Genomic DNA, 19,681 nt, shown 5'->3' on the forward strand with positions numbered 1-19,681 from the left:
TGCTCTAATTCCATCGTCCAAGGTGCGAGGATGAGAGATGAGCGCGCGCAACTACATGCTGGCCCTGCTGAACCAGCGCCGAAGCGGCCACAGTCTGGCCCAGCCCTTCTACGGTGACCCTGATATCTTCCGGCTCGACATGGAGCAGATCTGGTATCGCGAGTGGCTGTTCGCGATCCCGGCGTGCGAGCTGGTAAAACCCGGCAGTTATGTCACCCACAAGGTCGGCGATTATCGCGTCATCATCGTGCGCGGCGCTGACAACGTGATCCGTGCCTTCCACAATACCTGCCGGCACCGCGGATCGGTAATTTGCAAGGCCGCCAAGGGCAATGCCCCGAAACTGGTCTGCCCCTATCACCAGTGGACCTACGAGCTCGACGGCAAGCTGCTCTGGGCCAGGGACATGGGACCTGATTTCGACGCCTCGCAGCACGGTCTGAAGCCTGTGCATTGCCGCGAACTCTCCGGCCTCGTCTATATCTGCCTCGCCGACGACGCGCCCGACTTCGACGCCTTCGCCGATCTTGTTCAGCCCTATCTTGCCCCGCACGATCTAAGCAACGCCAAGGTCGCGCACGAAAGCAGCATCATCGAGAAAGGCAACTGGAAGCTGGTCTGGGAGAATAACCGCGAATGCTATCACTGTAGCGGAAACCACCCGAGCCTGTGCCGTACCTTTCCGGAAGATCCGACGCTTTTCGGCGTCGACGGGATTTCACTGCAGTTGCAGACACATTTCGAGCGAATGGAGGCGCAAGGCTTTCCGTCCCGCTTCCAGATGTCGGACAACATGCAATACCGGGTGACCCGGATGCCCCTGCTTGAGGGCGCCGAAAGCTACACGATGGACGGCAAGGTTGCGGTCAGCAAGTTCCTCGGCCGGATCGCCGACAAGTCAGCCGGCACTTTGCTGAAATTTCACTATCCGACAACCTGGAACCACTTCCTGGCTGACCATTCCATCGTCTTCCGGGTGACCCCGATCGGACCGACCGAAACAGAAGTCACCACCAAGTGGCTGGTCAACAAGGATGCGGTCGAGGGCGAGGACTACGATCTGAAACGCCTGACCGAAGTCTGGACCGCAACGAACGACGAAGACCGCCGTGTGGTCGAAGACAACCAGCATGGCATCAACTCGCCGGCCTACGAGCCCGGCCCCTATTCCCGTACCCAGGAAGGTGGCGTGATTTCCTTCGTGGACTGGTACTGCAATGCAATGGGCGATCGCCTGCGTCCGACCATGCTGGCGGCGGAGTAATTAATGGCCGCGCCATCCCCCATTCTGGATGCCGGCGTGTGGCACGACAGCGAGCCGCTTGAATGTGTCTCCATACTGCCGGAGGCGCCGCATACAGCGACGTTCACCTTCCGGGCCCCGTCCGGAGCCTTGTTCGACTTTCAGGCAGGCCAGTTCCTGACGCTCGAAATTCCGGTACCGGGTGGCCCGGTTCACCGGACCTACACGATCTCCTCCTCGCCCTCCCGGCCGCGCTCGATCTCGATCACCGCCAAGGCGCAGGAAACCAGTGTCGGCACCCGCTGGATGATCGACAATCTCGCTCCAGGCATGAAGATCAAGGCAATCGGCCCAGCCGGCCTGTTCTGCATGGCGCAGCATCCGGCGGAAAAATACCTCTTCATCTCCGCTGGCTCGGGCATCACGCCGATGATGTCCATGAGCACCTACATGTTCGATCTCGGTACCCGCTCGGACGTGGTGCTGATCAATTGCGCCCGGCGTCCGTCGGAGATCATCTTCCGCGAACGGCTTGAACATATGGCGAGCCGGGACCCGGGTATCGACCTCAAGTTCGTCGTTGAGGAGCCTGATATCTACCGTCCCTGGACCGGATACCAGGGCATGTTCAACCAGCTCATGCTGGGCCTGATGACGCCGGATTACCTGGAGCGCGAAGTCTTCTGCTGCGGCCCGGAGCCTTTCATGCAGTCCGTCCGCGATGCGCTTGCCGGCTTCGGTTTCGACATGGAGCACTACCATCAGGAAAGCTTCCATGCGCCGGTCGCCAAGGAAGAGGATATCCCGGAGCTGGACGATACGGTTCCCGAGGAAGGCGCCAGGGCGGAAATCGTCTTCGCCGCCTCCGGTGTTACCGGGCATTGCGCAGAGACCGACACGGTGCTCGCCGCCGCCAAGGCCTCCGGACTCAATATCCCGTCCGGCTGCACCTTCGGTGTTTGCGGCACCTGCAGGATCAAGAAGCTCTCCGGCGAGGTGCACATGGTGCATAACGGCGGCATCTCGGAAGACGATATCGAGGCTGGCTATATCCTCGCCTGCTGCTCCAACCCGATCGGGCGGATTGAGGTTGAGGTTTAAGCCTTCTGTGAGTGAGCAGATCCTCTCTCCGGCCCCTTAATCCGGCCATTGCGCAAATCGGCACATTCCCTTCGCGCTCCCGACCTTGTTCAGAAGCGCGAAGACCGTGTACGCTTCCACAAGCGAACAGTGAATTTTGCCGGGATCGTCTAGTGACGGTCGGCATAGTCGGGATGAACGGGGCAGCAGAAAGCCCCGGACCGCAGGGAGAGTCAGTATGAGCGAGATTTCAAATAAATGGATCGGCACGAGCACGATCCGTCCGGACGGCGCCGACAAGGTAACCGGCAAGGCCGCCTATGCGGCGGACACCAACATGCCGGGCATGATCTGGGGCAAGGTGCTGCGAAGCCCGCATCCCCATGCGATCATCCGTTCCATCGACACCTCCAAAGCCGAGGCACTGCCCGGCGTGAAGGCCGTCGTCACCGCCAAGGATATCGTCGACTTTTCCGTTCACACACCGGTGCCGCTCGGCATTCAGGACATGCGCTGGATGTGCCGCAACGTCATGGCGCGCGAGAAAGCCCTGTTCCACGGGCATCCGGTCGCAGCGGTTGCGGCAACTTCCGGCGCCATCGCCGAGGAAGCCTGCAAGCTCATTGAAGTGGATTACGAAGTCCTGCCCTGGGCCATCGAGATCGACGACGCCATTGCCGACGATGCCCCGATCCTGCACGATTTCATCGAGTTCGAAGGCAAGCCGTCCAACATTGCCGGCACGCTTGAGCACACGCTGGGCGATATCGATGCCGGTTTCGACGAAGCCGATGTGATTGTCGAGCGCAGCTTCGATACGAAGCCGGTGCACCAGGGCTATATCGAGCCCCATGCCTGCCTCGTCAACGTGACCCCCGATGACAAGATGACGGTCTGGAGCTCCAGCCAGGGCCAGTTCATGGTCCGCGCCATGACCGCGTTCCTGACAGGTATTCCGCAGAGCGACATTCGCGCGATCCCGGCCGAGATCGGCGGCGGCTTCGGCGGCAAGACCATTATCTATCTGGAACCCGTCGCAGCCATGCTGTCGAAGAAGTCGGGCCGGCCAGTGAAGATGGTGATGAGCCGCGAGGAAGTCATGCGGGCGACCGGGCCGACCTCCGGTGCCAAGAGCATGGTCAAGATCGGCGCCAAGAAAGACGGCACCATCGTGGCCGCGCAGGCTGTGCACTACCTGCAGGCCGGCGCCTTCCCGGGCGCACCGATACGCGGCGCCTGCGGCTGCTGCTTCGCGCCGTACGATATCCCGAACGTCCATTCCTTCGGCTATGACGTGGTCTCGAACCGCTCGAAAGTCGCAGCCTACCGGGCCCCGGGCTCGCCGATCGGCGCCTATGCGGTTGAAAGCGTGCTGGACGAAGTCGCCGAGGAGATCGGCATCGATCCACTTGAGCTGCGTCTGAAGAACGCGGCAAAGCAGGGCACCAAGGCAGCACACGGCCCGGTCTATCCGGTCATGGGCTATGCCGAGACGGTGAAGGCCGCGCTCGCGCATGAGCACTACAAGGCACCTCTCGGCAAGTTCCAGGGACGCGGCGTTGCCAGCGGCTACTGGTTCAATGCCGGCGGCGAGTCGAGCGCCCAGGTGAACATTACCGAGGACGGCAACGTCGTCGTCACCACAGGCCATCCGGATATCGGCGGCTCCCGTGCCTCAATCGCCAACATCACCGCCGAACTGCTCGGCATCGACTATCGCCGGGTCTCGGTCCTGATCGGCGACACCGCGACCATCGGCTACAGCAACCTGACCGGCGGCAGCCGCGTGCTGTTTGCCTCGGCCATGGTGGTCACCCAGTCGACGGAACAGGTGATCGAAAGGCTTCGGGGTCTCGCAGCCAAGATCTGGGGCATCGAGGCCGAAGCCGTCACCTGGTCGGACGGCGCAGCCCGCCCGGCTGGAGAAAATGCCGGCAAGTTCGAGCCTCTGACACTCAAGGAGCTGGCCGCACGGTCGAATGAGACCGGCGGGCCGATCGGTGCGGGCGTCCAGCTCAACACCGCCGGGGCCGAAGGCGGCTTTGCGACGCATGTCTGCGACGTCGAGGTCGATGTCGATCTCGGGATCGTTCGCGTGATCCGGTACACCTCGTTCCAGGATGTCGGAAAAGCGGTCCATCCGGCCTATGTCGAAGGCCAGATGCAGGGCGGTGCCGTGCAGGGCATCGGCTGGGCGCTTAACGAGGAATACATCTACAACAAGGACGGCAAGGTCGATAATCCGGGCTTCCTGGATTACCGCATGCCGGTCTGCTCCGACGTGCCGATGCTGGACAACGTGATCATCGAGGTCCCGAACCCGAAACACCCGCAAGGTGTCCGTGGTGTCGGCGAGGTCCCGCTGGTCCCGCCGCTGGCAGCGATCCGGAACGCCGTCTACAACGCCCTCGGCATCCGCTTCTACAGCCTGCCGATGTCCCCGCCCAAGGTCCTGGAAAAGCTGGACGCGACGAAGATGGCGGCGGAATAGAAACACCGCTTTCAAACGCATACAAAAAGCCCCGCACCGAATGGTGCGGGGCTTTTCTTTTCCGGATAGGGTCTAGGACTTCTGCTGCGCGTCGCGCACCAGAGCCGCCAGCCTGAAGAAACCGTGCACCATCTTCGAATAGGGTGTGAGCAGGAAGAAGGTCAGCACGGCGCCGAGGTGCAATGGCAACAGCACGGGCACCGCCGCCGTGCCGGTCGCGGCATAGAGGGCGAGACCGCTGCCTCCGGTGAAGCTCAACAGCAATACGAAAGCCATCTCGCCGCCCCAGAGCGCGGGCGCGCCCAGGTCCTTCTCGCCGCGTGTCTTCAGCACCGCCATGCCAAGGCCGCCAAGTGTCAGCAAAAGGCCGCCCGGGATACCGAGCAGCTTAGGCAATGAGAACAGCCCGTAAGGTGCCGGCATGTCGAAGAGATAGTGCATCAGCGTCGCCGAACCTGTGGAGGCAAAGCAGAGCAGGAAGCCATACATCACCGCCTGATGGTGCCAGCGCCGGACATTGGTGAAGCGGTCGCCCTTCTCGAAATTGCAGCCTTCCGCTGCGCCGCCTGAGAGGTTCTTCAGCTTCGCCGCGTCCACGAAGGCCGCCTTCAGATGAGCAAGGCTGACAGGCTCTCCGCCGACCTCCTTCCAGTAGGCGCGCAAGCCGACGAAAATCGCCAGCAGCGGCAACAGGAAAGCCGGTGTGAAGATCGTGATCATCATAGTGTGGGACAGGATTGCGTAGAACCCTTCCCCGCCATCGGGCTTCAAGGCCTGCGCCGCCCAGAACAATGCTGCCAGGCCGACAATCAGCGCCACCGCGATGGCAACGCCACTGCGATGAAACGGGCCCGCCAGGAAGCCCGGCCAGGCAAACCGTTCCCAACTCTCCGCCCGCGCCTCGGCCAGCGCTTTCGGCAGGTTTATGGCGAACTCGTGCGGCTCGGTATACTGGCAGGCGTAATAGCAGCCCCGGCAATTGTGGCAGAGATTGGCAAGCTGGGTGATGTCCCCATCAGCAAAGGCCCGCTGCCGGGTGATCGCCGGAAAGACCGAGCAATAGCCCTCGCAATAACGGCAGGCATTGCAGATCTCGATCTGACGGCGCGCTTCGTCGGTCAGGGTGTCTGCGGCCGGAGTATCTGAGGCCGGAGTCTGTGTCGCGTGATCAAGCGGCATTGCTGTTCACTCCCCGGGTTGCACCCTTGGCGGCTTCCTGCCCGGCAATCCGGCCGAACACAGTGCCGATGGTCATGCCGAAACCGGCGAGATAGCCCTCGCCCAGGATACTTCCGGCCATGATTTCTCCCGCAGCCCAGACATTTTCAAGTTTCTGTCCTTCCATGGTCACCCGCGCGGTCTCGTCCACCTTCAGCCCGAGATAGGTGAAGGTGACACCGGGGCGCAGGGAATAGCCGTAGAAAGGTGGCTCCGTGATCGGCCGGGCCCAGTTGGTCTTCTGCGGCTCGACACCTTCGGTCGCCAGACCGTCCAGCTCTGTCGGATGGAAGTCGCCCTCCCTGCAGGCCGCGTTGAAGGCGTCGACGGTCTCGCGCACCCTCGCGGCGGGAAGACCCATCTGTTCCGCCAGCCCCTCCAGCGTGTCCGACTGCACCGCCGGGAAAACCGAGGGCATGAAGAGCGTGCTGCTCTTCGCATCGATGATCGAATAGGCAACCTGATCGGGCTGCGCGGCGACGAGACGGCCCCAGATGGCATAGCGCTTCGGCCAGACATCCTCGCCCTCATCGTAGAACCGCTCGCCATCCTTGTTCACGACAACGGAGAACGGCACGCAATCGAGCCGGGTGACGATACCGCCGTCGAATTTCGGTGCCCGTCCGTCGATAGCGACAGCATGGCACTGAGTCGGGTCGCCAACGCTGTCAGCGCCCTGATCCAGCATGTCCTTCAGAACGACACCACGATTGTAGGGCGTACCCCGGATCAGGAAATTCCGGGCCGCCGGGCCCCAGGCACGGGCCAGCCAGTCGATATCGCCCTGGAAACCACCGGAAGCGAGCACGATGGCGCGGCCTTCTACCCGGCAAGGTGCAGCGCCCGCGATCTCGACATCGACCGCCTGAAACCGGCCGCCTTCAATTTCGACATGCTTCACCTGGGCCTCATAGACCACCTCAACACCGAGATCGGCGGCCGTGTTGTAATAGGCATTCACAAGAGCTTTGCCGCCGCCGAGAAAGAAGGCGTTCGTTCGCCCCAGCGAAAGGGTGCCGGAGAGCGATGGCTGGAACCGGACACCATGCGCTTCCATCCACGGCAGACAGTCCTCCGAGGTACGGATCGCCAGCCGGGCCAGGTCTTCGTCCGTATTGCCCTTGGTCACGAGGAGCAAGTCGTTGAAATACTCGTCCTCTTCATAGCTATCCGTCAGGACCGAAAGCGGCCCCTGATGCATGCAGCGGAAGTTCCGTGTGTGGCGCGAATTGCCGCCTCGATAGGTCTTCGGAGCGCCTTCGAGGATGATCACCCGGCAGCCGGCCTCGGCCGCTTCGATGGCCGCGCACAAGGCTGCATTTCCACCGCCGACAACGACGACATCCCACACTTTATTGGTAATTTCAGACAGGGTTTCTCTCCTTCGGCGGGCCGTTCGGCCAAGCATCAAGCGATACCGGTCAGCGGCCTTCTTGGAAGGATTGTATACAATATTTCGTCATGCAGTCAATCGGCCTGGACGCGCGTGTTTCGCCCGGCCTTAGCGCTTCGCCGCGTAATAGGAGACCCGGCGCTCAAGATAGGAGAGGCTTTCCGAGATCGTGAAGGCGAGGGCAAAGAGCACGATCAGCACGGCCCAGAAGTGGGACATCAGGAAGTTGTTCGCATAAAGCTCGAAAAGCGCCCCGAAGCCGACGATGGAGATCAGCAGCTGGCCGATGATCACGCCCTTGACCGCTCGGATCACGCCGATCCGCACGCCGCCCAGGATTTCCGGCAGGGCGGCCCAGAAATAGATCTTGAAAAAGGCGTCCAGCGGCGACGCCCCGAAAGAGCGGGCCATTTCCACCAGAGACCGGTTGATCTGCAGCACGCCGGCGCGGGAATTCAGGATGATGATCCAGATCGCGAACAGCGTGGTGGTGATGATGATCGCCTTCATGCCGAAACCGAACAGGACCATCAGCACCGGCACCAATGCCGTCAGGGGCGCGCTCAGGAACATGTTCACCCAGGGCAGCAGGAGTTCATCGAGCAGGCGGCTCTTGCCCATCAGGATGCCCGTCGGAATACCGATGAAGACGGCAAAGAAAACACCGGCGAAGAACGCGTAGGCCGTTTCGTACAGGGCCTTCAAAAATGCCGGGGTCCCGATAACGGAGATCAGGGTGCTCACCACCTCGGAAAGCGGCGGCACGAAAAAGGTCACATCGAGTCTGCCGACGATCTCCCAGAGCAGTCCCCAGAGGATCAGCGACGACATGCCGGGAAGCGTATAGCCGAAAAGTTTCATTTCAGCCCTTACTCCACATAACTGCGCAGGGACGCCCAGATCCGGTCGACGATATCGAGATATTCCGGATCGCGCCGGATGCTGTCGGCGCCCTTGCCGCGGATCCCGGACGGCCGGATGATTTCCGAAACCCGGCTCGGCCGGGGCAGCAGGATGGCGATCTGGTCGGAGACATAGACAGCCTCCTCGATCGAGTGGGTCACGAAGATGAAGGTCTTGTTCTCGTTCGCCACAAGATTGAGCAGATCTTCCTGGAACTTGCGCCGGGTCTGTTCATCGACGGCCGAGAACGGCTCGTCCATCAGCAAGACCTGCGCATCGACGGAGAGCGCCCGTGCAAGACCCACGCGCTGGCGCATGCCGCCAGAGAGTTCATGCGGAAAACTGTTCTCGAAACCGGCGAGACCGACATCTTTAATATAGCGTTCGGCAATCGCTTCCCGCTCCGACTTGGCAACCCCTCTGAGTTCCAGGCCGAAGGCGACGTTCCGGATCACGCTGGCCCAGGGCAGAAGGGCGAAGTCCTGAAAGACAAACGCCCGGTCAGGACCGGGTCCATCGACCAGCTCGCCATTGACCAGGATCTCGCCTGATGATGGCTCCAGGAGACCCGCGATGATCTTCAGCAGGGTTGTCTTGCCGCAGCCGGACGGGCCAAGCAGCGACGTCAGCTGACCGCGCGGAAAATCGAGCGACAGATCGCGCAGGGCTTCAACGTCGCCGTAATTCTTCGAGACATTGCGCGCCGCAACCGCGTTCTCCGGCACCGGCTTTGAAGCACTGTCCGGCCTATCGCTAATCTGAGACATAGCCACGGTCGTTTCCTTTGAAGAGTACATTTTCAAGCCGTTCAACCAGGTTCAGGAACAGCACGGCGAAAAGGATGATCGAGAAGATGGCCGCATACATGCTGGGATAATCGGCGATCGAGCGGCTGTAGGTAATGATGTCGCCGACCCCGGTCGGCGTGATCTTCAACTCCGCCAGGATGGCGCCGATAAAGCCCGCTGAAATACCAAGACGCAGGCCCGAAAAGATGACTGGCGATGCCGCCGGGATAATCACCTTCAGGAGGATCTGGTCTTCACGGGCAAGAAAGGAGCGCCCCATTTCCTGCAAGGACGAGGGCGTGTTGCGGACTGCGCCCCCTGTATTCAGTACGATCACAGGCATTGCCATGATGCAGACCACGAACACTTTCGAGGTCAGGCCAACTCCGTAGGCCATCACGAGCAAGGGAATAAGAGCCGCCAGGGGCGCCGCCTGCATGACGATGAAGATCGGCGAGAAAAGCCAGTCGAAGCGCGCGCTCAGCCCGACCCACAGCCCGATTCCGATACCGAACACGGCGGAAATCGAGATCCCGACCGCAAGCGGTTGAAGCGTCTCCGCATAGGCCCGGAGCATGGTGCCGTCGAGTGTCAGGGCAACCAGCGCCGACATGGTATCGAGGAATGTCGGGAAGGAATAGCTGACCGGGATCCGGCCGGCGATCTCCCAAGCGCCGAACACAAGTACGGCGGACAGCACCTTCAGAAAAAGTGAGCGATAGCCGGTCATCGACCGCTCCAGATGGTTCGATCAAAAAAACGCGGTCGCCGAGAACAACGCCCGGCGACCGCAAACAGGGATTATTTCGACGCGTCGTCGAGCGGCTTCAGATACCAGAAGTCCTCGATTTTCAATGACGCGAGACCGCCGGTAAGCTGCCCCGCGGCCGAGTACCATTCCATGTCCGCCTGTGCGGCCTTGCGCCCGCCGCCGTTCGGATCGTAGAGACCACCCGCCACGGCATCCGCATAGAACCCGTCGAGGCTGTCGAGAATCTCTTTCGGCAGCTGCCCGATAGGCCCGTCGGGATTGGTTTCCCGGCTGATGATCGTCGGATCCTTGTGCATGTCCCGCCAGACGCTGAGCAGCGCCTTCACGAAGACATCGACGTCCTTCTCGTTCGCCTTGATCCAGTCGAGGTTTCCGAACAGGGCCTCGTCACTGGCATCGACCTCGAACATCGGCAGCACGTTGAATTTGTCGCCCTGCAGCTTCATCAGCTTGTTCTTGTTCGAAAGATCGACGATCGTCGCGTCCGTCTGACCGGCGATAAGCGCCGCGATTCGGTTCGACGAGCCGGGCACGTAGGAGCGCTTGCCAAACTTCATGTTGAGCTTGTCCTCGATCACGTTTGCGATCGAATCCGTCCCGCCTCCGCGAGAATGCAGCATGATCGGCTCGCCATTCAGATCCTCAAGCTTGCTGTATTTCTTCGAGGTCACAGGGAAGAACTTCAGCTTGGAGAGCTGGAAAACGATCCGGATTGGCGCCCGCGAGCGCTGCATCGCCGCATAGGGCGTGCCGAAGCCGATATCCATCTGGCCGCTGAGAACGGCCTGAATAGCCAGTTCCTCGTCCGAGAATGCCGTCCACTCGTAGTCGAGACCGTTTGCCTTGGCCCGGTCGAGAGCGACGAAGAATGCCGCAAGCTCATCCGACGGCGTTTCGGCAAGGGCAATGCGGATCTTGTCCGCCTGGGCAGACGAGACCGTCATCATGGTGATGAATGGAACGGTGAGGCAGAACGCGATCGCCGCTTTGAAAATTCTATTCATTGTTTCCTCCCTTTGTTCACTTTCGAGACAGAGCTCCCGTGGCTGGGGGTTTTCCCCTCTTTGCCGTAAACAGACCTTTTGAGTTAAGCGGTCAGTCCTCCCCGAAAAGACGCGCGGAGACGGACGCGATATGCTGCCGCATCGCCGCTTCTGCACCAGATGGATCCCGCGACTCTATGGCCGCTGTAATCCGCTCATGCTCGGTAAAACTGGAATGGTTTTCAGGCGGACGCTCCGAGCCACGCACGACATTGCCGAGCGCAACGGCACGGCGCACCTGATTGAGCTGATCGAATATGCCGACCAGCAACGGATTGTCCGTGGCTACCGCGATCGCGCGATGCAGATGATCGTCTTCCGCTTCATAATCGGCCCAGCTTGTCGCGTTCCGTGCCCGGTCCTTGATCGTATTGATGGTCAGGATCGACTCCCGCGACGCATTGATCGCCGCCTCGCGAGCGATTGCCGGCTCTATGCAAAGCCGTGCCCGGGTCATCTTGACCGGCGTTAAGTGGCGACCAAGCTCCAGAAGATGGGCGGCACCGTCCGGGCCACCCTGACTGGCGATGAAGGTACCCTTGCCGACATGACGCCAGATGGTTCCGTCACGCTCCAGCACATCAAGTGCCTTGCGCAAGGTTGCACGGCTCATATCAAGGCTGACAATCAGCTCCCGCTCGGCCGGGAGCCGGTCACCGGGAGCATAGCCGCCGCCCGAGATAAAGTTCCGCAGGACCGAAACCGGATCTTCCCGCTCGAAGGGCTCCAACCTTTTCAGCACCTCACCACCTCAAACTGGTTGACCAATTTGTCCATATTGGTTCGAATATGCCAGATCAATTCCCTAAACGGAAGAAAAATACCCTAAATTTTAAATTGGTTGAGATTGATTTTTTATTCGGGCCAGCTTAATTCTGCCCCTGGCTCGACAGAACAATGGAGGTACGCGTGCCTGATTACGTCATAGAAACACCCCGGCAGGTCGCCATACCGGTCGCCGGTTCAAGCGCGCTCTTCCCCGTGCGCCGCGTTTATTGCATCGGCCGTAACTATGCGGCTCACGCAGTCGAGATGGGCCATGACCCTGACCGCGAGCCGCCCTTCTTCTTCCAGAAAAACCCGGACAACCTCGATCCCTCTGGCGAATTCCCCTACCCGCCGGAATCCTCCGACGTTCACCATGAGATGGAAATGCTCGTAGCCCTGAAATCGGGCGGCACGAACATCGCGCTCGAAGACGCGCTCGATCATGTCTATGGCTACGGCCTGTCCCTCGACATGACGCGCCGGGACCTGCAGGGTGAGCAGAAGAAAATGGGCCGCCCCTGGGAAATCGGCAAGGCGTTCGAACGGTCCGCTCCGGTTGGCCCGGTGCATCCGGTGGAGAAGGTCGGGCACCTGGACCAGGGCCGTGTCGCACTGAGCATCAATGGCGAGTTGCGCCAGGAAGGCGACCTCAACCAGATGATCTGGAAGGTTCCCGAAATGATCTCCTACCTGTCGCGCTTCTTCGAACTCGGGGCCGGAGACGTCATTCTGTCTGGAACTCCTTCAGGCGTTGGCCCGGTTTCCAGGGGAGACGTCATGGAGGCGAGTGTCGACGGACTCGGCAGCATGGCCGTCAAAGTCGCCTGATCCACACTAATCTCGGAGCCGTGCCCAAACACGGCTCCGCTCTCTCCAGGCATCCGGCACTCCGACCCACACGATAACGCGACCAGCCCAGACGCGGGACAGGCGTCTGCCGCAGTTTGCTTGACGAAATTGTATACAATTCAATAAGATTCAAACAACATGGCCGAGACGCGCTTTTTCCGGCAGCGCGATGCTCGACGCACCATTATGGCTGACACGGCCTGCCCCGGGGGAAATACCAAGATGACCGCGAAAAAAACCTACCAGATCCTGGCGGAAGCCTTCCGTCAGGAAGAGGTGGATACCTGCTTCGCCCTGCTCGGCGATGCGAACATGAATTGGGCCACCTATTTCGCGGAGCTGGGTGCGGATTTCGTCTATGTCCGGCATGAACATTGCGCGGTCGCGGCCGCCATGTCCTATGCCCGGGCGCTGGACAAGGTCGGTGTTGCCAGCGTGACCTGCGGGCCGGGCCTGACCCAGATCATGACCGCCCTGCCCGCCGCCGTGCGCGCGCATATCCCGCTCGTGGTCTTCGCCGGCGAGTCACCCCTTCGAAACAACTGGTACAATCAGGAACTGGATCAGGCCCCCTTCGTCACCGCGTGCGGCGCCGCCTATCATGCCCTGCATCACCCGGACCGCATGCTGCGTCAGATCCGCGACGCCTTCGTGCAGGCACGGGAAGAAATGCGCCCGGTGGTGCTCGGCGTCCCGTTCGACCTGCAGAACAAAGACTGGACCGGCGCGGATGAGCTGCCCGCTCCCTCACGTGACGTCCTGCCGAAAATGCGTCCAATGCCGCCGCACCCCGACGATGTGGCGGAAGCGGCCACGCTGATCGCCGGTGCAAAAAAGACAATCGTCATGGCTGGTTTCGGCGCAGTCCGGTCAGCCGGTGCCGGTGAGGCCTGCCGTACCCTTGCCGAGAAGTGCGGCGGTCTGCTCGCGACCACCCTGCCGGCACGCGGGCTGTTCCATGATGACCCGTTCAATCTCAGCATCGCGGGAGGCTTCTCAAGTCAGGTGACGCGGGAATGCTTCGCCGAAGCCGACCTGATCGTTGCCGTCGGAGCCAGCCTCGCACACCATAATGCTGATGGCGGCAAGCTCTACGGGCAGGCGCATGTCCTGCAGATCGACACCAACCCCGTCGCACTCAGTCAGGGCCGGGTACCGGCGGACACGCATCTGCGCGGCGACGCCGCCCTATCCGTCAAGGCGTTGGCCGACGCGCTGGAGCCACGCGCGGAGGATGCCGATAGCTGGCGCAGCCCCGCACTTGCAAAGCGGATCAAGGACACCCCGCCGGACAGCTCCGACTTCCAGGCAGAACAGGGCCTGCTCGACCCGCGCGACGTGGCCTCGGCACTGGACGATGCCCTGCCGATCGACTGGGAAGCGGTGAATTCTTCCGGCCATTGTTCTTACTTCTTTGCCCAGATGCCGAAGCGGCCTGTCGAACGCTTCCACACCATCCGCGAGTTCGGAGCTATCGGGAACGGCATCTCCTTTGCCATCGGCGTCGCTGCGGCCAAGCCTGACGAAACGGTCGTCATGTTCGACGGAGACGGCAGCCTGCTGATGCATATCCAGGAGCTTGAAACGATCCGGCGCCACGGTATGAAGGTGCTGATCTGCGTTTTGAATGACGGCGCCTACGGCTCCGAAATCCACAAGCTGCGCTCCGAGGGATTATCCGACGCCGGTGCCGTCTTCGGCCGCCCGGATCTTGCCGGTATCGCGAAAGGATTCGATCTGCATGGCGAGACAGTCACGGACCTCTCGCAACTGCCCGATCTGATCAAAAAGTTCGGCGCATCGGACCGCGGCGCTGTCTGGGATTTCCACATCTCGGACCAGATAATTTCACCGGTCATGCAAAGGGCACACCCTCCGGCGTAACAAGGTATGCCCAAAATATATTCAAATTACATTGATTTTAAAGATAAATTCACGATTTGATGGTTGAAGCGCCTAATTTCTGCGGATTTTAGGCCGCTTTGATTGCTCTCACAGCCAGTCTCGGTTAAAATGCATTTACCTTAAAGGTGGTAAACTCACTACCGTGTCCAGAAGGGCACGAACATAGGCGCGTCACTGCACAGAGCCAGAATGGGGAAAAGTGATGAGCAAGGGATCGTTGCACGATTCAGATTCCTGTTTGCGTACTAAAGTTTCGCCTGCGGAATTAAGCTCTGGGGAAAGCTCGGGCGAACAGGCAGTGGATTCTCGAAAAGAACCCAGAATTTCGTCAGTTCACGATTTCAGTATTCTGACCAAGACGCTGAAGGAATGGGCGGACAGCCCATTTCGAGTGAATGAACACCGCCTGCAACCTTCCAACACGACCCCTACCTCGCAGGCGCTCAACACCATCGAATTTGAGATCTTCAAGATTACGGAGATGGCCCGGCGATGGATCGTCGAGAACGGCCTCTCTCCCTACAAACTTGCGCTGACCACGGGGACATCTCCCAGTCAGGTCCACCGCATCATGGAGCCCGGCTGGACGCCCTCGCTGAAGCTTGCGCGACGTATCGCCTCTTCCTTGCCGGAAGACTGGATCAGCGCATTCGAGCGCGACTGCAATGCCTGTCTGCCCCGCTTATTCCACATGCACCGTCCGTCGGAGAGTTCGTCCGACTCGATCAGCCGCCTGCTCCGAACCGTGAGCGGTTCCGATACGACGCGAATTCTGGACAATCTGATCGAAAACAAATGGAACATCCGTCGCCACGAGTATCTTTCGCGGGTGGAAACAGAAGTATTCAGGGCAAATCACACGGCTTCCGATCTCATCAAAACGGACTATGCACCACCGCCCCCGCGCATGTGCTGGTCGGCCGAGGCAAGGGATCTGAAATCACCGAACTGTACGCTGTGGCTCCACCGGACCCCGCTCAAGGTAGGTGACAAGCTCAATCTCTATACGATCCATATCGCTGAATATTCCGGGAGAAACTGGGCAACCCAATTCTGGAGGATTGAGGCCAACCAGGATCTGACCAACCACCGGCAAATGGATATCCTGAAAGCCTACCTGGCCGAAAAAGCCTAAGCTTCCGATCCATGCTTCGCCGGACGTCCGGCGATGTAGGTTTCGGCCACCGCCCGATCGTCTCCAAGTGTCTGCAGGACGAATAGCTCTTCCTGCAGGCTGCCTACTGTTTCCATACGCAATGTCATGACATCCGTCGCCCGGCTGTTGAGCACCGTGATATCGGCATCCGTGCCAGGCTCCAGCGTGCCGATACGGTCTTCCAGCTGCAACGCCCGGGCATTGCCGAGGCTGGCCCAGTAGAAGCTGCGCAGCGGGTCGATATTCTGGCCGCGCAATTGCAGGGCCTTGTAGCCTTCGTCCAGCGTTCGCAGCATGGAGTAGTTGGTCCCGCCACCAACATCCGTCGCGATGGCCCGGCGGACACCCGCTTCCTTCAGCCCGGCCTCGTCATAGAGACCGCTGCCGAGGAACATGTTCGAGGTCGGGCAATAGACTGCGACCGAGCCGGTCTCCGCCATCCGGTCCCGCTCCCGGTGGGTGAGGTGAATGGCGTGCCCAAACAGGCTGCGTTCGCCGAGCAAACCGTACTTCTCATAGACGTCGAAATAGTCCCGCGCTTCCGGATAGAGTTCCCGGGTCAGCGCGATCTCGGCCTTGTTCTCGGAGAGGTGGGTCTGCAGGTAACAGTCCGGGTTCTCGCGGACCAATGCTTCAGCCATCTCCATCTGCTCCGGTGTGGAGGTGATGGCGAAGCGCGGCGTGATGGCGTACTGCGCCCTGCCCCGGCCGTGCCATTTGCCGATCAGGGCCGTGGTATCGTCATAGGAAGATTGCGGCGTATCGCAGAGCGCGTCCGGCGCGTGACGATCCATCATCACCTTGCCGGCGATCATTGCCATACCCCGTTCTTCCGCAACCGTGAAGAAGGCTTCGGCGGACTGCGGATGTACGGTGCAATAGACCGCAGCGGTTGTTGTGCCGTGCGCCGTCAGCGTATCGAGAAAATGTCCGGCGATGCGGCGGCAATGATCCGGATCGGAGAATTTGGTTTCTTCTGGAAAGGTATACTTCTCCAGCCAGTCGAGCAGCTTCGCGCCCCAGGAAGCGATCACCTGCATCTGCGGGTAGTGGGCATGCGCATCGATGAAGCCCGGCACAATCAGGTGCGGACGATGATCGACGATCTCCGGCCCGTCCGCTACCAGCGTCGCGAAATCCGCACATTCGACGATCTTGCCGTCCCGGATGAGGATGCCGCCATCCTCGATATAGCGGAAGGACGCGGTATCGTCGTAGCTGGCCGGCTCGTCCCGGAAACTGAGGATCCGGCCTCTCAGAATACGATCAGGCATCACTGCACCACCGGGCTGTCGCCCTCGAACCAGAGCACGATCTGCGCCCGCTCCGCAGGCTCCATGTAAGAGACATTGGCGGGCGGCATGGCGTGGCTGCGGCCTGCCTGCAGATAGATCTCCCGGGCATGAGCGGCGACCTGCGCCTCGGTCTCCAGCAGCACGCCTTTCGGTGCCGCGGCGATACCGTCCCAGGCAGGCTCGCTTGCATGACACATGGAGCAGCGGCCAAGCACGGCCTCATAGACCGTCTCGAAATGCGGCGAGGCGGCAAGGCGTATTGCCTCCGGCGTCATAGCTTCGGCTGCCTCTTCTTCCGTCTGCTTTGGTCCGGCGGCGGAGAGCAGGACGATTGCGAGGAACAACGCGGCCGTCGCCACCCAGGTCCACCAGGGTTGGCCCTTGCGCGCATGCATGGAGTTGAAGAAATGCCGGATGGTGACGCCCATCAAGAAGACCAGGCTTGCAATGACCCAGTTGTACTCCGTCGCGAAAGCGAGCGGATAATGGTTCGACAGCATCAGGAACAGGACCGGCAGCGTCAGGTAATTGTTATGGGTCGAGCGTAGTTTGGCGATGGCGCCGTATTTCGCGTCCGGCACCCGGCCCGCCTTCAGGTCGGCGACGACTATCTTCTGGTTCGGGATGATCACCATGAAGACGTTGGCGGACATGATGGTTGCCGTAATCGCCCCCAGATGAACGAAGGCGGCGCGCCCCGTAAAGATCTGGGTGAAGCCCCAGGCCAGCGCCACCAGCGCGCAATAGAGAATGACCATCAGCAGCGTCGGGTTCTTCGCCAGCGGTGAACGACAGGCGAAGGTATAGACAGTCCATCCCAATGCCAGCGAAGCGACGGAGGCTGCGACCGCCATCCAGGGCTCCGCATCCCACACAGAACGGTCGATCAGGAACAGCTCCGCCCCGCCGTAATAGACGATGCACATCAGCGCAAAGCCGGACACCCAGGTCCAGTAACTCTCCCACTTGAACCAGGTCAGATGCTCCGGCAGGGCAGCGGGGGCCACCAGATATTTCTGGATGTGATAGAAGCCGCCGCCATGCACCTGCCATTCCTCGCCATGGGCGCCTTCCGGCAAACCAGCCGCCTTGCGCAGGCCAAGATCGAGGGCGATGAAATAGAAGGACGAGCCGATCCAGGCGATGGCGGTGATGACATGCAGCCAGCGTGCCGCGAAAGCAGCCCAGTCCCAGATAATCGCCGAATTCGGCAGCAGCTCGAGCATTGATACCCCCATCAGATCGGCATCTTGCCACTCTGGCAAATCCACCGCCCTTTCAAAACCTCTATATCTCCTGTTTACTTTATACGTTTCATTGAAAATCAGAGGCAGCCATGCCCTATCTTGACAGCATCCGCGTCTTTGTCCGCACCGTAGAACTCGGCAGCATCACAGCGGGCGGACGGGATCTTCGCCTGACCCCGGCGGTTGCGAGCAATCGTATACTGGATCTTGAAAACCGTCTCGGTATCCGCCTGTTCAACCGGACCACGCGAAAGATCGCGCCGACCGAGGCCGGGCGGCTCTACTACGATCATGCGAAGGAAATCATCGAGGCACTGGACCGGGCGGAAGCCGCCGTCGCGAACTATTCCCAGCATCCGCGTGGCGCGATCAAAGTGCTCTCCCCCCTCGGCCTCGCCCGCCGCGTAGTAGCCCCGCTGGTGCCGGAATTCAACGATCTCTATCCGGATCTCGCCATCCAGCTCCGGCTGTCGGACCGCAAGGTGGATATTTTCGATGAGCGGGTCGATGTCGCCATCGTGCTCGGCACGCCGGAGGATTCCAGTCTGAAAGCGCGCAAGATCATGGACTGCCCACGCGTGCTCTGTGCAGCGCCGGTCTATCTCGACCATTTCGGCACACCCAAATCGCCGGAAGCGCTGACAGAAGACAACCACCGCTGCCTGCTGCTGCGCTTTCCGGGCACGCAGGAATATTTCTGGACCTTGGAGACCGCGAACGGCCCGACCCGCTTCAACGTCAGTGGCCCCTATGACGCTGACGAAGGCGACGTGCTGACCGAATGGGCGCTGGCCGGGCGCGGTATCGTCAACAAACCCTATTTCGAGGTCGCGAGCCACATCCAGAGCGGCGCGCTGGTACAGATCCTTGAGGAAACCCCGCCGCCTCCGTCTTCCCTATCCTGCCTCTACCCCCACCGTCGCCTGCTCGACCCGAAGATCCGGCTGTTCGTCGATTTCATGACGAAGAAATGCAAGGCTAGGGTCGAGGGAATGATGAAAGACATCAGCGCATAAAATCGGGGTCGATGATCCACCGCATCAAACAAAGGTTCATGTCCAATGCCCGCAGCCCCAGTTTCAATCCGCCCCCTGCAGCACGATGATCGCGCGGTTTGGCGAGATCTATGGGCGCAATACAACGCCTTCTATGGGCGCGAAGGCGATACAGCACTGGATGGTGAGATTGTCGCCACCACCTGGAAGCGCCTGATGTCCGATGAGGAACCGGTATATGGACTGGTCGCAGATCTCGGCGGCGCGTTGCTGGGGCTGACCCATTTCGTTTTCCATCGGAACCTGATCCATATTGCGGATACCTGCTACATGCAGGATCTGTTCACGGTGGAAGCCGCGCGCGGTCACGGTGTAGGGCGAAAGCTCATCGACGGTGTCGCCGATGCCTGCCGGACGCGTGGTGTCAAAGACATCTACTGGCACACCCAATTAGAAAACCAGACCGCGCGAGGCCTCTACGACCGTCTCGCACGGAACACCTATTTCCTGGTGTACCGGACCGACGTGGCGTGAG

Annotated in this window: 17 protein-coding genes; 8 read left to right on the forward strand and 9 right to left on the reverse strand. The window is 60.7% G+C overall.

The genetic code is table 11. The features are described from left to right. Positions 1–37 precede the first annotated feature (37 nt). From K328_RS0109040 to K328_RS23210, 3 genes are all read left to right on the forward strand, one after another. Positions 38–1,264, forward strand: a complete 1,227-nt coding sequence (locus K328_RS0109040) for an aromatic ring-hydroxylating oxygenase subunit alpha (protein WP_028465706.1) — start codon at positions 38–40, stop codon at positions 1,262–1,264. A gap of 3 nt (positions 1,265–1,267) precedes the next feature. Further along, entirely contained in the window at positions 1,268–2,344 is a 1,077-nt protein-coding gene (locus K328_RS0109045) for an FAD-binding oxidoreductase (RefSeq protein ID WP_028465707.1), read from the forward strand. Between the two features lie 217 nt (positions 2,345–2,561). Further along, positions 2,562–4,814, forward strand: a complete 2,253-nt coding sequence (locus K328_RS23210; protein WP_036553275.1) for a xanthine dehydrogenase family protein molybdopterin-binding subunit — start codon at positions 2,562–2,564, stop codon at positions 4,812–4,814. 72 nt (positions 4,815–4,886) lie between these two features. Here the strand turns inward: K328_RS23210 and tcuB are convergent, their stop codons facing one another. From tcuB to K328_RS0109085, 7 genes are all read right to left on the reverse strand, one after another. Next, the gene (tcuB, locus tag K328_RS0109055; RefSeq protein ID WP_028465708.1) at positions 4,887–5,993 is read right to left on the reverse strand and encodes a tricarballylate utilization 4Fe-4S protein TcuB; all 1,107 of its coding nucleotides are present in this window, start codon (positions 5,991–5,993) and stop codon (positions 4,887–4,889) included. After that, the gene (gene tcuA / locus K328_RS0109060; protein ID WP_205620601.1) at positions 5,983–7,383 is read right to left on the reverse strand and encodes an FAD-dependent tricarballylate dehydrogenase TcuA; all 1,401 of its coding nucleotides are present in this window, start codon (positions 7,381–7,383) and stop codon (positions 5,983–5,985) included. The genes tcuB and tcuA overlap by 11 nt, the downstream gene beginning before the upstream one ends. Before the next feature lie 150 nt (positions 7,384–7,533). Then, positions 7,534–8,286: an ABC transporter permease gene (locus tag K328_RS0109065; protein WP_028465710.1), complete on the reverse strand. Its 753-nt coding sequence runs from the start codon at positions 8,284–8,286 to the stop codon at positions 7,534–7,536. Between the two features lie 8 nt (positions 8,287–8,294). Further along, complete coding sequence (locus K328_RS0109070; RefSeq protein ID WP_028465711.1) at positions 8,295–9,095, reverse strand: ABC transporter ATP-binding protein; 801 nt, start codon at positions 9,093–9,095, stop codon at positions 8,295–8,297. Next, positions 9,082–9,846, reverse strand: coding sequence for an ABC transporter permease (locus K328_RS0109075; RefSeq protein WP_084608182.1), 765 nt, complete (start codon positions 9,844–9,846; stop codon positions 9,082–9,084). Before K328_RS0109075 ends, K328_RS0109070 begins: the two co-directional genes overlap by 14 nt. Positions 9,847–9,917: 71 nt before the next feature. Beyond that, positions 9,918–10,892 (reverse strand): ABC transporter substrate-binding protein, encoded by a 975-nt coding sequence (locus K328_RS23215; RefSeq protein WP_084608183.1) that lies wholly within the window; start codon positions 10,890–10,892, stop codon positions 9,918–9,920. A gap of 91 nt (positions 10,893–10,983) precedes the next feature. Next, entirely contained in the window at positions 10,984–11,673 is a 690-nt protein-coding gene (locus K328_RS0109085; protein WP_036553276.1) for a FadR/GntR family transcriptional regulator, read from the reverse strand. 167 nt (positions 11,674–11,840) lie between these two features. Between K328_RS0109085 and K328_RS0109090 the strand changes: the two genes are divergently transcribed. The 3 genes from K328_RS0109090 (at position 11,841) to K328_RS0109100 (ending at position 15,588) form a co-directional block, all read left to right on the forward strand. Next, positions 11,841–12,527, forward strand: coding sequence for a fumarylacetoacetate hydrolase family protein (locus K328_RS0109090; protein ID WP_028465714.1), 687 nt, complete (start codon positions 11,841–11,843; stop codon positions 12,525–12,527). A 243-nt stretch (positions 12,528–12,770) separates the two neighbouring features. Further along, positions 12,771–14,432 (forward strand): thiamine pyrophosphate-binding protein, encoded by a 1,662-nt coding sequence (locus K328_RS0109095; protein ID WP_028465715.1) that lies wholly within the window; start codon positions 12,771–12,773, stop codon positions 14,430–14,432. 223 nt (positions 14,433–14,655) lie between these two features. Continuing rightward, positions 14,656–15,588, forward strand: a complete 933-nt coding sequence (locus tag K328_RS0109100) for a hypothetical protein (RefSeq protein WP_156901212.1) — start codon at positions 14,656–14,658, stop codon at positions 15,586–15,588. On the opposite strand, the gene guaD is transcribed toward K328_RS0109100, so the two are convergent. Together guaD and K328_RS0109110 are read right to left on the reverse strand one after the other, a co-directional pair. Beyond that, complete coding sequence (gene guaD, locus K328_RS0109105) at positions 15,585–16,883, reverse strand: guanine deaminase (RefSeq protein ID WP_028465717.1); 1,299 nt, start codon at positions 16,881–16,883, stop codon at positions 15,585–15,587. The genes K328_RS0109100 and guaD overlap by 4 nt on opposite strands. Further along, positions 16,883–18,169, reverse strand: a complete 1,287-nt coding sequence (locus K328_RS0109110) for a urate hydroxylase PuuD (protein WP_281169428.1) — start codon at positions 18,167–18,169, stop codon at positions 16,883–16,885. The genes guaD and K328_RS0109110 overlap by 1 nt, the downstream gene beginning before the upstream one ends. 71 nt (positions 18,170–18,240) lie before the next feature. On the opposite strand from K328_RS0109110, the gene K328_RS0109115 reads away from it, so the two are divergent. Next, complete coding sequence (locus K328_RS0109115) at positions 18,241–19,167, forward strand: LysR family transcriptional regulator (protein ID WP_028465719.1); 927 nt, start codon at positions 18,241–18,243, stop codon at positions 19,165–19,167. Between the two features lie 45 nt (positions 19,168–19,212). Next, positions 19,213–19,680: a GNAT family N-acetyltransferase gene (locus tag K328_RS0109120; protein WP_028465720.1), complete on the forward strand. Its 468-nt coding sequence runs from the start codon at positions 19,213–19,215 to the stop codon at positions 19,678–19,680. Position 19,681 lies beyond the last annotated feature (1 nt).

The organism is Nisaea denitrificans DSM 18348, assembly GCF_000426505.1.
Lineage (GTDB): Bacteria > Pseudomonadota > Alphaproteobacteria > Thalassobaculales > Thalassobaculaceae > Nisaea > Nisaea denitrificans.

Coding starts and splice junctions, on each gene's coding strand:
- K328_RS0109070 (WP_028465711.1), bottom strand. CDS start 9,095: ATGTCTCAGATTAGCGATAGGCCGGACAGTGCTTCAAAGCCGGTGCCG.
- K328_RS0109120 (WP_028465720.1), top strand. CDS start 19,213: ATGCCCGCAGCCCCAGTTTCAATCCGCCCCCTGCAGCACGATGATCGC.
- tcuB (WP_028465708.1), bottom strand. CDS start 5,993: ATGCCGCTTGATCACGCGACACAGACTCCGGCCTCAGATACTCCGGCC.
- K328_RS0109075 (WP_084608182.1), bottom strand. CDS start 9,846: ATGACCGGCTATCGCTCACTTTTTCTGAAGGTGCTGTCCGCCGTACTT.
- K328_RS0109095 (WP_028465715.1), top strand. CDS start 12,771: ATGACCGCGAAAAAAACCTACCAGATCCTGGCGGAAGCCTTCCGTCAG.
- K328_RS0109065 (WP_028465710.1), bottom strand. CDS start 8,286: ATGAAACTTTTCGGCTATACGCTTCCCGGCATGTCGTCGCTGATCCTC.
- K328_RS0109040 (WP_028465706.1), top strand. CDS start 38: ATGAGCGCGCGCAACTACATGCTGGCCCTGCTGAACCAGCGCCGAAGC.
- K328_RS23215 (WP_084608183.1), bottom strand. CDS start 10,892: ATGAATAGAATTTTCAAAGCGGCGATCGCGTTCTGCCTCACCGTTCCA.
- K328_RS23210 (WP_036553275.1), top strand. CDS start 2,562: ATGAGCGAGATTTCAAATAAATGGATCGGCACGAGCACGATCCGTCCG.
- K328_RS0109100 (WP_156901212.1), top strand. CDS start 14,656: ATGAGCAAGGGATCGTTGCACGATTCAGATTCCTGTTTGCGTACTAAA.
- guaD (WP_028465717.1), bottom strand. CDS start 16,883: ATGCCTGATCGTATTCTGAGAGGCCGGATCCTCAGTTTCCGGGACGAG.
- K328_RS0109045 (WP_028465707.1), top strand. CDS start 1,268: ATGGCCGCGCCATCCCCCATTCTGGATGCCGGCGTGTGGCACGACAGC.
- K328_RS0109115 (WP_028465719.1), top strand. CDS start 18,241: ATGCCCTATCTTGACAGCATCCGCGTCTTTGTCCGCACCGTAGAACTC.